The 13,118-nt window shown below is 53.3% G+C and carries 11 protein-coding genes; 6 read left to right on the forward strand and 5 right to left on the reverse strand.

The genetic code is table 11. The annotated features are described in order from the left end of the window. Positions 1-3: 3 nt before the first annotated feature. Positions 4-1,203, reverse strand: a complete 1,200-nt coding sequence (doeA, locus tag NF683_RS02275) for an ectoine hydrolase DoeA (RefSeq protein ID WP_089039667.1) — start codon at positions 1,201-1,203, stop codon at positions 4-6. A 222-nt stretch (positions 1,204-1,425) separates the two neighbouring features. On the opposite strand from doeA, the gene NF683_RS02280 reads away from it, so the two are divergent. The 5 genes from NF683_RS02280 (at position 1,426) to NF683_RS02300 (ending at position 6,777) form a co-directional block, all read left to right on the forward strand. Beyond that, entirely contained in the window at positions 1,426-2,361 is a 936-nt protein-coding gene (locus NF683_RS02280; RefSeq protein WP_089039668.1) for a 2-hydroxyacid dehydrogenase, read from the forward strand. Between the two features lie 136 nt (positions 2,362-2,497). Continuing rightward, complete coding sequence (locus NF683_RS02285; RefSeq protein ID WP_253921169.1) at positions 2,498-3,184, forward strand: hypothetical protein; 687 nt, start codon at positions 2,498-2,500, stop codon at positions 3,182-3,184. Further along, positions 3,185-4,117, forward strand: coding sequence for a lysine exporter LysO family protein (locus tag NF683_RS02290; protein WP_089039670.1), 933 nt, complete (start codon positions 3,185-3,187; stop codon positions 4,115-4,117). A 79-nt stretch (positions 4,118-4,196) separates the two neighbouring features. Then, positions 4,197-5,426 (forward strand): nucleoside recognition domain-containing protein, encoded by a 1,230-nt coding sequence (locus tag NF683_RS02295; RefSeq protein ID WP_089039671.1) that lies wholly within the window; start codon positions 4,197-4,199, stop codon positions 5,424-5,426. A gap of 118 nt (positions 5,427-5,544) precedes the next feature. Next, positions 5,545-6,777: a DUF3422 domain-containing protein gene (locus NF683_RS02300; RefSeq protein WP_089039672.1), complete on the forward strand. Its 1,233-nt coding sequence runs from the start codon at positions 5,545-5,547 to the stop codon at positions 6,775-6,777. Positions 6,778-6,788: 11 nt separating this feature from the next. Here NF683_RS02300 and NF683_RS02305 read toward each other — a convergent pair whose 3' ends face one another. The 3 genes from NF683_RS02305 to NF683_RS02315 all read right to left on the reverse strand — a co-directional run bounded on the left by NF683_RS02305 (position 6,789) and on the right by NF683_RS02315 (position 9,700). Continuing rightward, positions 6,789-7,796, reverse strand: coding sequence for a type I asparaginase (locus NF683_RS02305; protein WP_089039673.1), 1,008 nt, complete (start codon positions 7,794-7,796; stop codon positions 6,789-6,791). A gap of 39 nt (positions 7,797-7,835) precedes the next feature. Next, positions 7,836-9,299, reverse strand: coding sequence for an alanine/glycine:cation symporter family protein (locus tag NF683_RS02310; protein WP_089039674.1), 1,464 nt, complete (start codon positions 9,297-9,299; stop codon positions 7,836-7,838). Positions 9,300-9,484: 185 nt separating this feature from the next. Next, positions 9,485-9,700: a DUF2798 domain-containing protein gene (locus NF683_RS02315; protein WP_089039675.1), complete on the reverse strand. Its 216-nt coding sequence runs from the start codon at positions 9,698-9,700 to the stop codon at positions 9,485-9,487. 100 nt (positions 9,701-9,800) lie between these two features. On the opposite strand from NF683_RS02315, the gene NF683_RS02320 reads away from it, so the two are divergent. Beyond that, a complete protein-coding gene (locus tag NF683_RS02320) occupies positions 9,801-10,703 on the forward strand; it encodes a LysR family transcriptional regulator (RefSeq protein ID WP_253921170.1) in 903 nt (300 codons plus the stop codon). Between the two features lie 87 nt (positions 10,704-10,790). On the opposite strand, the gene NF683_RS02325 is transcribed toward NF683_RS02320, so the two are convergent. Then, entirely contained in the window at positions 10,791-12,974 is a 2,184-nt protein-coding gene (locus tag NF683_RS02325; protein WP_253921171.1) for an OsmC domain/YcaO domain-containing protein, read from the reverse strand. Positions 12,975-13,118 lie beyond the last annotated feature (144 nt).

Raw genomic sequence — 13,118 nt, forward strand, 5'->3', positions numbered from 1 at the left:
CAGCTACTTAACAAACAGCTGGCGCGGAAAATTGGCCAGGGTTTCACAGCCATTTTCAGTAATCAGAATGCTTTCGGTAATTTCCAGTCCCCAGTCTTCTACCCAGAGGCCAGGCATGAAGTGAAATGTCATTCCGGGCTGAAGAATAGTTTCGTCAGAGGGGCGCAAGCTCATCGTGCGCTCGCCCCAGTCCGGCGGGTACGAGATACCAATCGGATAACCACAGCGCGCGCCGCCACGGTCAAAACCGTATTTATCCATCGCCGCACCCAGCGCCATGGCAATATCCGCCGTACGATTGCCCGGCTTAGCCACGGCCAAGCCACTCTCAATGCCTTCCAACAAAGCAGATTCAGCACGAATAAAGTCGGTTGGCGGCGTACCTAAAAATACGGTGCGCGACATAGGCGCGTGGTAGCGCTTGAAGACACCAGCAATTTCGAAGAACGTGCCTTCACCTTTACGAAATGGCGTGTCGTCCCAAGTAAGGTGCGGCGCAGCAGCGTCTTTACCGGTTGGCAACATCGGCACAATGGCGGGGTAATCGCCGCCAAACACTTTGCCATTCTCGTCAATAAATCCTTCGATGCCGACGCGGTAAATTTCCGACACCAGCTTACTTTTGGGCAGCCCGGGCTCAATAACCTCCAAAATGCGCGTGTGCATCCCTTCAACAATTTTTGCCGCCACACGCATATAAGCTATTTCTTGCGGCGACTTAATCGCTCGGCACCAATTCACAAGTGCGTTGGCATCCATAAAGCGCGCATGAGGAAGCTCACGCAAAAGGCTTTGATAGGCTTTAGCAGAGAAGTAGTAGTTATCCATCTCCATGCCCACCACACCGGTATGCCAGCCCCGGTCGGGCATGATCGATTGGGCAAGATACTCCATTGGATGCATATCCGGATTTTGAACATAGTAATCCGGATAGTAGGTAATATTATCGGGGTCTATCCAGCAGGTGCGCAGCGCGCCGTTGGCATCCATACGGCGGCCAAACCATACAGGTTCGCCTTCAAGGCCCACCAATACGCATTGATGAACATAAAATGACCAGCCGTCGTAGCCAGTCAACCACGCCATATTGGAAGGATCACTGACGATCAGAACGTCAATACCACGGCCCGCCATCTCTGCGCGCACTTTCCAAAGCCGATTAGCGTACTCTTCACGTGTGAAGGGCAGGGAAACCTCAGTCATCGGGCAACTCGCCATCAAAGATCACTAAGAACCAGCGCTATCTATTGTAAGTTAGGCACGCTGGGCCACAGGATCGACCTGGCCACCCCCGCAGTAGGCCTGCCAATGTCGTCTTAGGGCGATACTAGCACCGACCCTTGGTTGCCGGTCAAAGCCTTTATGACAAAAATTGTGGTAAGCCGTGGTAGCGTAACCATAGTTAACATGTAGTCAGGAGGAAAAATGAAAGTAGTCATCCATATTGATGATTCAGCCCAATGGCAAGCCGCACTTGAAAAAGCGTTGCCCCAGGCCACTGTATTGACAAGTGACGCACCTGAAGATGAACGCAAAAACGCCGACTACCTTGCCGTTTGGAAAGCCCCTGAGCATTTACTGCAGGAACAAGACCAGCTCAAAGGCATTATCAACCTGGGTGCGGGTGTTGATTACTTACTGAAAACACCCGGCCTTCCAAGCGATGTTCCTATCGTGAAATTACGTGATGCTGGCATGGGCGAACTCATGGCTGATTACGTGCTATATGGCGTACTGCACTTCTACCGCAGCATGGATCGCTACGCCACTCAGCAGCAGAGCGCTACTTGGAAGCCCCAAGCCGTGCCTGAAAAAACACAGTGGCCAGTTGGCGTATTAGGCCTTGGCGCAATCGGCAGTTACGTAGCCACTCACTTGTCGCAAGCAGGGTTCCCCGTACTTGGCTGGAGCCGTTCACCTAAACAGATTAGCGGCGTACGCTGCCTGCATGGCGATGAAGGGCTTGATGAACTGCTTGGCCAAGTGCAGAGCTTAGTCACTATTTTGCCAGATACCGCGGCTACGGAAGGTATTCTTAACGCCGAACGGCTAGCGAAATTACCCGAAGGTGCCAGTGTTATTAACCCCGGTCGCGGCAGCCTAATCGATGAACAGGCGTTGCTCGCTGCGCTCGGTGAAACGAATAAGCCAGGACATCTGCGTGGTGCCCTGCTAGACGTTTTCTGTGAAGAGCCTCTTCCAACCAGCCACCCCCTTTGGCAGCATCCAAGCGTGGTAGTAACGCCTCATATGGCAGCGCCTACACCACTTAATGACGCCATTGATCAAGTCATTGCGTATATTAAGGCATTTGAAGCGGGTGAATCGTTAGCAACGATTAGCCCAGCAGCAGGCTACTGACGCTTAGCCATACGCACGCTATACTGCACGGGGAACCAAGCGCTAGCTAAAGGCTCTTAGGAAAACACTCGAGAAGGAGGAAGGGCCTTTGCGTTATGTTACAAGAGGCATCAGACACCCTAAGTCTGCGAGCGCAATGTTGGGCGCTTGCCTGTTTTCCCTGTGCGGCTTAGCAACAGCAGATACTCCACAAGGTGAGCAAACTCTGCAGGCCCCACACCCCTTCCAGGCCCAATACCGTTTAGAAATACGCGGCTGGCCCGGCGCAACCATTACCCATACGCTCAGCAATGAGGGGCTCCACTGGCTAAGCAATATGAATTTTGCTGTCGCGATTGCCCGAGGTGAGGAGCGTAGCCGCTTTTCGATAGACGATACCTCGACTCGCTCTTTGCTCTATAACAGCAGTTATTCGCTACTGGGTGTCGGCGACAGTTACCAGCTCAACGAAAGTGATATTAGCTCGCTTGATCGTCAGGCCGCTCTATTCGACCTTTCCCGACGAGCAGGTCATGAAGGCTGCATGGTAAGCACTCCCTGTGATATCGAGTTTGTTGATCACCGCGGACGTGACGAACACTTCCAGTACTATGTCGATCAACAGAATATCAACGAGCCCAACACCATTACCGTTCCCGCCGGTGAGTTCGAAGCCACACGCGTCACGCTGATTGATAAAGAAAAGCCCGACCGATACCTACACATTAGCTTCCACCCAGATTGGCCAGGACTAATCCTCTCGGCAGAATATCGAAAAGAGGGGCGTCGTCAGACGTATCTCACCATGACTCAATTCAACCCCGCAGGGGGAAACGCACCTTAAATGCTTTCTGGATTACTGATTGTTTTATTGCCTCTCTTGTTAGGCTACTTAGTACGCGTTCGCTCTACCCGCTTGCTGAACCTCATCAACCGAGCCGTTAATGGCTCGGTTTATTTGATTCTATTATTGATGGGGGTAAGTCTTGCGGGCCTTGAAAACCTGGGCAGCCAGCTTTCAAGGTTAGGCGGTAACGCGCTGCTGCTGTTTAGCATTACTACCGTGCTCAACTTGGGTGCACTGTGGTGGCTATCACGCCAAGTGGCGTTGAAAGCCGGTAATTCACCAGTGGTGAAGAACGCCCCTACTAGCAAACTGGCGGCTATGCAGGGTTCACTCATGTTGGTAGGTGTGGTGGCCGCTGGCGTGGCATTTGGTTTGCTAATTGGCCCGATGATTGGGGAAACGCTGTTTACCACCGCCGACTGGCTGGCAGAGTGGGTGCTGTACGCACTATTGATGCTGATTGGCTGCCAGCTACGCAATTCCGGCATGCCACTTAAACAAATTTTGCTGAATCGCCTGGGGCTTGCCATCGCGGTTACCCTTGCGCTGAGCTCGCTGCTGGCTGGCTTGTTAGCCGCCCCGCTTCTCTCGCTTAGTTGGAATGAAGGCTTAGCCATGGCATCTGGCTTTGGCTGGTATTCGCTTTCGGCTATTTTGATTGGCGACCAACTTGGCCCGTTAATGGGCGGCGTGGCGTTTTTCAACGACCTTACGCGCGAACTGCTGGCCTTTATTCTGATTCCGCTCGTTATCCACCGCCACGCCGCGCTAGCCATTGGCTATGGCGGCGCTACCTCTATGGACTTCACCCTGCCGGTGATCCAGCAGCACGGCGGCGTGGCCTGTGTCCCTATTGCCGTGGTCAGCGGATTTATCCTGTCACTACTCTCTCCACCACTGATTCTGTTTTTTCTTTCGCTTTCGGGTTAGCGATTGCAGGTAATCATTGGGTAGGATAAGCAGCGTTATAAAAATACAACTGCCTCACTGCCCAGGATGCCTGCCCACCATGCTAAACGGAATTTGGTTAAGCTTTTTCATTGCTGCGTTTGCAGCCTCGTTGTGGCAGTGGTTAGTTGGTGGCGATAGCGAGGTTTTTGCTCGCTTAGTGCAGTCGCTGTTCGATATGGCAAGCGTCAGCGTGGATATTATTTTAGTGCTACTAGGCACGATGACGCTTTGGCTGGGCTTTCTTTCGATTGCCGAAAAGGCCGGCATGATTCGCTTACTAGGCCGCGTGCTTGACCCACTGTTTTCCCGCCTAATGCCAGAAGTGCCCCAGGGCCACCCTGCCATGGGGCTAATTAGCATGAACTTTGCGGCTAACATTCTAGGCTTAGATAACGCTGCCACACCGATTGGCATTAAAGCCATGCAATCGCTGCAGAGTCTCAACCCGAGCCGCGATACCGCCAGCAACGCACAAATTCTGTTTTTAGTGCTCAACACATCATCACTGACGCTGCTACCTGTCACGATCTTCATTTATCGTGCTCAGCAAGGCGCGGCTGAGCCCACCCTGGTCTTTCTGCCGATTCTGCTGGCTACCAGCGCCTCCAGCCTGGCAGGGCTACTCGCGGTTGCACTCGTACAGCGCTTAAAACTTTGGCAACCCGTGGTGCTGGCTTATTTGGTCGCTGCAGCGCTTGCCCTGGGGTTATTAATTACCACGCTGGCAGGCATGTCGGCCCAAGCATTGGCGGCTGCTTCAACACTGGTGGGTAACCTAACGTTATTCACTATTGTCATGATGTTTTTAGTGGTTGGCGCACTGCGTGGTGTCAGGGTGTATGACGCCTTTATTGAAGGGGCAAAAGAAGGTGTCAGCTTTACCGTCACCCTGCTGCCGTATCTTATTGCCATGCTGGTGGCGGTTGGCGTACTGCGTGCCAGCGGCGTTCTGGACGCAGGGCTAAGTGGCATCCGTTGGTTAGTGGAAGGGGTTGGCTGGGACACTCGCTTCGTCGATGCGCTGCCTACCGCCTTTGTAAAGCCCCTTTCTGGTAGCGGCTCGCGGGCCATGATGATCGAGACGATGAACACCTTCGGTGTCGACAGCTTTCCTGGCCTGCTAGCCGCTACCCTGCAAGGCAGCACCGAAACGACCTTCTACGTGCTAGCGGTCTATTTTGGCGCGGTCGGCGTTACCCGTATTCGCCATGGCCTGGGCTGCGCGCTCATCGCCGACGCCGCGGGCATCATCACTGCCATTGCCGTCTGCTACTGGTTCTTTGGCTAACGCCGCTTGGCAACTAGGTTAGCCATCAAGCTGGCTATTCGTAACAACATTCGCCACAACGCTCTTAACAACACTCTTTACAACACTTGTAACAACAATAGATCAGGTAATTTGCTTCATGCATGCTCAACACACGGCATTACATAACGAGCTTCACGCGCGGCCTCCCATCTATTTTGAGGGGCCTGCTTGTCTTCATCACTACGCTTTTACGCTTGAAGGCGATGACGTTACTAGGTTGCTTAATCGCCTAGCAGAGCTGACAGAGGTCACTGTCACACCCGATCAGGTGCAACAAATAGTCAGTTGCCAGGGTTGCTTAGTAAAGTGGGAGCGGCACACCGAATTTTTTACGCTGACCATTAAGCACGACAACAACAGCAACCCTCGCATATGGCCAACACCACCTACTTTTTTAGCCCGTTTACTTGCGGATGTTGCCGATAAAATAATCAGTGCCAGCGTCTTGCGCGTGGAAACGGCCAATCGATGGGCAGGTAGCGTGGAGGCCTATGGATTAGATCAGCCAGCGGGCTCAAAGGTAGGCGGCGGAGATGCCACGGTTTGGAGCGACTTCAACCTGGATGATCAGCAAAGAAACCGATTGCTAATGGTTAACGATAATCTGGATAGCTATCGACTGGGCAGGATGGCGAGACGCTTATTTGATATTGAGACTTACCGCATAATGGCGATGCTGGCGCTACCGGAAGCCAAAGCACTCAGCAGTGAGCTACAACACTATGAAACGGAACTGTCTGCGCTCTCTCATCAACACGCCGAACAGCACACCTCGCCTGCCGAACCGTTGCTCAACGCCTTAACACTGCTCTCGGCAAAACTCGAACGCTGCGGTGTACAAACACGCCAACGCTTTAGCGCGACCGATGCCTATGCCAGCATCGTGTTGGCACGCATCAATGAGCTGCGTGAGGAGCGTATCGGTAATTATCCTCGGCTTGGCATGTTTATTTTGCGACGATTTGAACCGGCCGTGCGCTACTGCGACGCCATGAATCGCCGCGTAGAAACGCTGGCCACCAGCGCCACACGCTTAAACGACTTGTTGCGTACCCGCACCCAGGTCGAAATCGAGAGGCAAAACTACAAAATTTTGCAGAGCTTAGATGCCCGCGCGAGCAGCCAGCTAAAAATCCAAAAGGCCGTTGAAGGTCTCTCGATCATCGTCATCAGCTACTACATTTTCAGCTTAATGAAACTGGGGCTGGAAAGCTTAAGAGCGCTAGGTGTCGATATCGAACCCAATGTTGCCGCTTCCGTCATAGCGCCACTGAGTGCGCTTATTATCGCGATCTTAACGTGGCGAATTTGGAAGGTTAAAAAGCACTAGAGGGTAAGATGTTAGCTGCACTCGCCTCGTAGTGAGCCGCTAAGTGCCCTGCGCAGTGCAGGGCCGCTCATCCCACGACCTAGCAGCACCGTGAGCTTTGCAACGGCGGCTTCTAGGGTGATATCGCCTCCCGCAATCACACCGGCTTGGTTCAGCGCCGCGCCGGTGGCGTAGGCACCCTGTACGACTTCCCCTTGGGCGCACTGAGTCACGTTAAGCAGTGCGACCCCTCGTTCATTTGCAGCCGTTAACGCCGTTAACAGCTCGCCTTCAAAACTAGGCGGGTTGCCCACGCCGTAGCTATGCAGAATCAAGCCTTTTAAGCGTTCATCGGCCAGCAGCGCCTTGGCGCGGCGCAGCGACATACCAGGATAGAGTGGCAATATCGCAACCGCCTCATCATCCACCTCAATGGGGGCAAAGTCAGGCCGTCCACTCAGCAACGCAGAAGGCTGAGGGTAAGATATGGCAATGCCAAGCTCGGCAAGCCAAGGAAAATTGGGAGAGTCAAAGGCATCTAAGCCCTGAGTGCGTACCTTGCGCGCACGATTACCGCGCAGAAGTCGATCGTGAAAGACCAGACTCACTTCACAAGGTGTCGCGGAGTGAGCCACCAGTTGCAGTGCACTGACGAGATTATTCAGTGCATCGCTACGGGGCTCCCCCAAAGGAATTTGAGCGCCGGTGAAGATCACCGGCTTGTTGAGCGCGCCGAGCATAAACGACAATGCAGCGGCGCTATACGCCATGGTGTCGGTACCGTGTAGCACCACAAACCCATCGTATGCTTGCCAGTGGCTTTCTAACTGTGCCACTAAACGGTTCCAGGCGTCGGGCATTAGCTCAGCGCTATCAATCAGCGGCTGCATTTCTAGCACATCAAACGACGGCAACCTGTCGGCGGCCAGCGCCAAGTGTGCGGCTAAACGATCGGCCAGCCCCGCGCAAGGCACATACCCGTGTGGCGATGGTTGCATACCGATGGTACCGCCGGTGTAGAGCATGAGTACGCGGGACATAGTCTCTCCTAATCGAATAGCGTTAGTGCCTGTGAGGGCTTACTTAGCAGGCGCACTTGCCAGGCGCTGTTTTAGCGCTTCGGCCTCTTCAGGCTCCAGTTCCCACGCCTTGGGGTCTAGCTCAAGATCCGGGTGCTGGTTGGCATCGAAGATCGGCTGTTTAATGCCCTGGCGGCGCTGGCTATCGTAATCGTTAAGAATACGTAGGCCGCACTTGAACAACAGAATCAGCGCCACCAGGTTGACCACTGCCAATAGCCCCATGGTGACATCGGCAAAGCCGAACACAGTGCCAAGATCTGTGGTCGCGCCCCAGCACACCAGCAACACAATGGCGACACGGAAAGCGTTAAACAGATTCTGGTTATCGCGGCTAAAGAAGTTGAGGCTGTTCTCGCCTAGGTAGTAGTTGTACAAAATAGTACTGAACGCAAACAGCAGCAGCGCGAGGCTAACAAAGGTGCGACCCCATTCGCCTACATGGTCGGCTAGCGCCGCCTGGGTCAGGGCGATCCCTTCAACGCCAGCGCCAGCTGTCGGGTCGTACACACCGCTGAGCAGAATCAAAAACGCCGTGGCCGAGCAGATAATCACGGTATCGATAAACACCGAAAACGCCTGCACAATGCCTTGGTTGGCCGGGTGCGGTACGTAAGCAACCGCTGCCACATTAGGCGCACTGCCCAGACCCGCTTCGTTAGAAAACAGACCACGCTTCAAACCCATCATAATGGCCGCACCAATACCGCCACCAATCAGCGGTTCAAGGCCGAAAGCACTTTTTACGATTAGCGTGATAACGCCGGGAATTTCACCAATGTTCATGGCGATGACCAGCAGCGCAATGGCGATATAGCTGACCGCCATAAAAGGCACCAGAAACTCTGAGATGCGCGCAATACGTTTGATGCCACCAAAAATAATCAGCCCTACCAGCATGGCCAGGGCAATGCCACTGTAAAGCACCGGCACACCAAAGGCGTCGCCAAACGAGGTCGCTACCGCATAAGATTGCAGTGCGGTAAAGGCAAAACCAAAGGTTAACAGCAATAGCACCGAGTAAAACGCTGCCAGCCAACGCCACTGTTTACCTAACCCTTTAACAATGTAGTACGCCGGACCACCGCGATAAGTGCCATCGCCTTCCGCTTCTTTGTAGGTCTGCGCGAGGGTACATTCTAAAAAGCTAGTCGCCATACCCATCAGGCCCACCAGCCACATCCAGAAAATAGCCCCTGGGCCACCTAGCGTAATCGCGACCGCTACGCCGGCAATATTACCGCCACCTACGCGCCCTGCCACTGATAGGACAAGTGCCTGAAACGAACTTAAGTGGCCGTGTTTATTGCGCTTAAAGGCCTGCCCCGACCCCAGGATGCGAAACATTTGGCCGAAATAACGAAACTGCACAAAGCGGGAAGCAACGGTAAAACCGATGCCAACGCCTACTAGCAGCACTAGCAGAACCTTTCCCCAGAGGAGCTCATTGAGCATATCAAGCATGTGATTTTCTCCGCGTTCTTGTATTAGCGTTATGTTGGAATTCGCGTCGTTTTATTTCGCGCTTCTTAAAACCGCGCCGCGGAGAACGTTTTACCAAGCATGGGGAAGAATTAAATTTGGCGCAGCGATGCAGTTGTGTGCACTCACTGCATCAGCGGGTGCACCAGAGTGCATCAGGCAAGCCGTCAGACTTTCTCGGCAATGCGGTGGGCTAATTTATGCATAAAGGGGCCACAGATAAACGCAATGATCCCAGCAGCTGGCCAAGCAAGCAGCCAAGCGTGCATCCAGATGCCAACAAAATCAGCATGAGTTCCGATATTCACGTACGTTACCCAGGCAGACATAATCAGCGATAGCGTAAACGACATGAGAATAGCGAAGATAATTCTGTGTTTCATGGCAGTACCTGAGAGTGATGTTTGAGTGCGGACAGATTAACAAACACCTATAACGGTAATATATGCCAATATATGAGAATCAATTTTACAGAATTGCAAAATGCGAAAACCCTCTCTTGATGACCTGAATATCTTTATCGTGGCCGCCAACCAACGCAGCCTCACGGCTACGGCGGCAACGTTGAAGATGACCATTGCCACCGTGTCGCGGCGCATAAGCGCACTGGAAGCCACACTAGGCGTAGAGTTGCTCCATCGCTCAACCAAGGGGTTAACGTTGACGCCTCAGGGCGAGTCCTACTTCCGCGAGTGTGAAGAGCTAGTGCTCGCACTGGATCAGCGAATTTCAGACCTGGATCAAACACTGTATAGCCTAAGCGGGCCATTGAAGGTTATGGCACCTGTCAACCTGGGCAGCGGGCCACTGGATGCATTTTGGCGTCACTTTATTGATCGCTACCCGGAGATTGCGCTGACGATCGAACTCGATAACAACGTGGTTGATATTCGCGACCACCAAGCGGATATTGCGCTTCGCTCTGGACCACAAAAAGATTCGACGCTGATCCAAAAACACCTGGGCTATATAGAACCGATTTTGGTGGCATCACCGACGATGAAACACCCTATTCCCAGCACGATAGAAGAGCTACAAGCATGCCCCAGCGTGGCCGCAAAAATGTTTAGCGATTGGCTGCTGTTCCATCAAGACGGTAGTCAGCACGCTTGTCACAAGAGCCATTTCCATATCAGTAACGATATGAATATTGTGCTGAACCTCACAACGTCGGGAGCAGGCGTCTCGTTGATGCCCGCCAGTATGGTGGCGAACAGCTTACAAGCGGGAGAGTTAATACAAGTGCTCCCTGAGTGGCGGGGACGTCACCGTGAGATCTTCTTGGTATGGCCCTACCGGCGCAGCCTTTCAGCGCGTTCAAAGGTGTTCCGCAGCGAGTTAATCGAATTTCTCAGCCGCCAATCTTGGTTCCACTCTGCTGATTAGACCGTCTGTTCGGGCAAAATGGTGACCTGCTCTGCTGGCGCCGTAACACCAGCAAAACAGTTAACTAGCAGCGCGTTTGGGGAATGCTTAAATGCCCGCTTTCGCCGCCCGTGCCGCATGAAGCTTCTTATAGCTTTCGATCAAGCGCTGGTGGCGCTCCAGGCCTTCTAACTGCATGTTAGTCGGCGTTAGGCCGTGGAAGCGCACTTCGCCGCTCACCGACCCCACAACAGCCGCCATGGTCGCTTCGCCGAACATGCGCTGGAAGTTATGCAGATAGTCTTCAAGCTCCAGTTCGCCATCCAGCACAATTTCCAGCACCGCGTTTACCGCTTGGTAGAACAGGCCGCGCTCAACGGTATTATCGTTGTACTGCAGGAACATCTGCACGCAGTCCAGCGCCTCTTCATGGCGTTGCAGCGCAAGGTAAACCAGCAGCTTGAGCTCTAGAATCGTTAGCTGCCCCCACACAGTGTTCTCATCAAACTCGATACCGATCAGCGTGATGATATCGGCGTGGTCATCCATCTGGCTCTCTTCTAGCCGCTCAACCAGATCGGTAAGCTGAGCGTCATCCAAGCGGTGCAAATTGAGAATATCTTTGCGGTAGTCCAACGCTTTATTGGTGTTATCCCAGATTAAATCTTCAATGGGGTACACCTCTGAGTAACCCGGCACCAGAATGCGACAGACGGGTGCGCCCAGGTCTTCGTGGACCGCCATATACACTTCCGCGCCCAACTCTTCAAAGATACCAAACAGCGTCGCGGCCTCTTCCTCATTGCTGCCAGAGAAATCCCATTCGCTGAATTCAAAATCGGGCTTGGCACTAAAGAAGCGCCAGGAAACGACGCCCACCGAGTCGATAAAATGCTCAACGAAGTTGTTGGGTTCAGAAACGGTTTGCGAGTTAAACGTCGGCAGCGGCAGATCGTTCAACCCTTCGAAACTGCGCCCCTGCAGAAGCTCAGTTAGGCTGCGCTCCAGCGCCACTTCAAAACTCGGGTGCGCGCCAAACGAAGCAAATACGCCGCCAGTACGCGGGTTCATTAAGGTGACGCACATCACCGGGAACTGCCCGCCCATAGAGGCATCTTTGACCAACACGGGAAAACCCTGGGCTTCCAGGGCGTTAATGCCTTCTACGATACTTGGATACTTGGCTAGCACGTCCTGCGGTACATCCGGCAGAGCTAACTCCTGCTCGAGGATTTCACGCTTCACCGCCCGCTCGAAAATTTCCGACAGGCACTGCACCTGGGCTTCTACCAGGGTATTGCCCGCGCTCATACCGTTACTGAGGAACAGGTTTTCGATCAGATTGGAGGGGAAGTAGACCGTTTCACCGTCGGACTGGCGCACAAACGGCAGTGAGACAATGCCCCTATCTTCACGGCCAGAGTTGGTATCGATCAGATGTGAGCCACACAGCTCGCCTTCAGGGTTATAAATATCGCGACAATGGTCGTCGAGAATTTCTGCGGGAAGTTTATCGTTCGGCCCCGGCTTGAACCACTTTTCATTGGGGTAGTGAACAAAATCACTGTTGGCAATCTCTTCACCAAAGTACTGATCGTTATAGAAGAAGTTACAGCTTAAGCGCTCAATAAACTCGCCCAGCGCCGAACACAGGGCGCTCTCTTTGGTAGCCCCTTTGCCATTGGTGAAACACATCGGTGAAGCCGCATCGCGAATATGCAGTGACCAGACGTGGGGCACGATATTGCGCCAGGAGGCGATCTCTATCTTCATGCCCAGGTCAGCCAGCATCGCGCTCATATTGGCGATGGTTTGTTCTAATGGCAGGTCTTTGCCTGGAATATAAGTAGCACTGCCCTCCGGCGCTCCCATCAGCAGCGCCTGGGCGTCCTCGTCGATGTTTTCTACCGTCTCGATCTGGAAATCAGGGCCGGTTTGAACCACCTTCTTAACCGTGCAGCGATCGATGGAACGCAGAATACCCTGGCGATCTTTTTCAGAAATATCTTCCGGCAACTCGACCTGGATTTTGAAGATCTGCTTATAGCGGTCTTCTGGGTCAACGATGTTGTTCTGTGACAGGCGAATATTTTCGGTAGGAATATCGCGGGCGTTGCAGTAAACCTTTACAAAGTAGGCCGCACACATGGCAGACGACGCTAGAAAGTAGTCAAACGGCCCAGGTGCCGAGCCGTCGCCTTTGTAGCGAATCGGCTGGTCGGAGATAACCGTAAAATCGTCGAACTTGGCCTCTAAGCGGAGGTTGTCGAGATAGTTAACTTTGATTTCCATGAGCGGGCATCCGGATAGATAAATGTGCTGAAGGTCTTGGGGCCATAGGCTGATGGCGGCCATTATCCAGTTTTTTACCCGCTTCGTCTTGGGCAGTCTGCCGAATCACTCATTCAACGTCGCGTAAGAGCGGTAACGCTTCAA

It is taken from the genome of Halomonas sp. MS1, assembly GCF_024182575.1.
Lineage (GTDB): Bacteria > Pseudomonadota > Gammaproteobacteria > Pseudomonadales > Halomonadaceae > Vreelandella.

What these genes read in the sequence shown, in the direction of transcription:
- NF683_RS02295 (WP_089039671.1), top strand. Translation starts at nt 4,197, where the DNA reads ATGCTAAACGGAATTTGGTTAAGCTTTTTCATTGCTGCGTTTGCAGCC.
- NF683_RS02280 (WP_089039668.1), top strand. Translation starts at nt 1,426, where the DNA reads ATGAAAGTAGTCATCCATATTGATGATTCAGCCCAATGGCAAGCCGCA.
- NF683_RS02325 (WP_253921171.1), bottom strand. Translation starts at nt 12,974, where the DNA reads ATGGAAATCAAAGTTAACTATCTCGACAACCTCCGCTTAGAGGCCAAG.
- NF683_RS02315 (WP_089039675.1), bottom strand. Translation starts at nt 9,700, where the DNA reads ATGAAACACAGAATTATCTTCGCTATTCTCATGTCGTTTACGCTATCG.
- NF683_RS02290 (WP_089039670.1), top strand. Translation starts at nt 3,185, where the DNA reads ATGCTTTCTGGATTACTGATTGTTTTATTGCCTCTCTTGTTAGGCTAC.
- NF683_RS02305 (WP_089039673.1), bottom strand. Translation starts at nt 7,796, where the DNA reads ATGTCCCGCGTACTCATGCTCTACACCGGCGGTACCATCGGTATGCAA.
- doeA (WP_089039667.1), bottom strand. Translation starts at nt 1,203, where the DNA reads ATGACTGAGGTTTCCCTGCCCTTCACACGTGAAGAGTACGCTAATCGG.
- NF683_RS02320 (WP_253921170.1), top strand. Translation starts at nt 9,801, where the DNA reads ATGCGAAAACCCTCTCTTGATGACCTGAATATCTTTATCGTGGCCGCC.
- NF683_RS02300 (WP_089039672.1), top strand. Translation starts at nt 5,545, where the DNA reads ATGCATGCTCAACACACGGCATTACATAACGAGCTTCACGCGCGGCCT.
- NF683_RS02310 (WP_089039674.1), bottom strand. Translation starts at nt 9,299, where the DNA reads ATGCTTGATATGCTCAATGAGCTCCTCTGGGGAAAGGTTCTGCTAGTG.
- NF683_RS02285 (WP_253921169.1), top strand. Translation starts at nt 2,498, where the DNA reads ATGTTGGGCGCTTGCCTGTTTTCCCTGTGCGGCTTAGCAACAGCAGAT.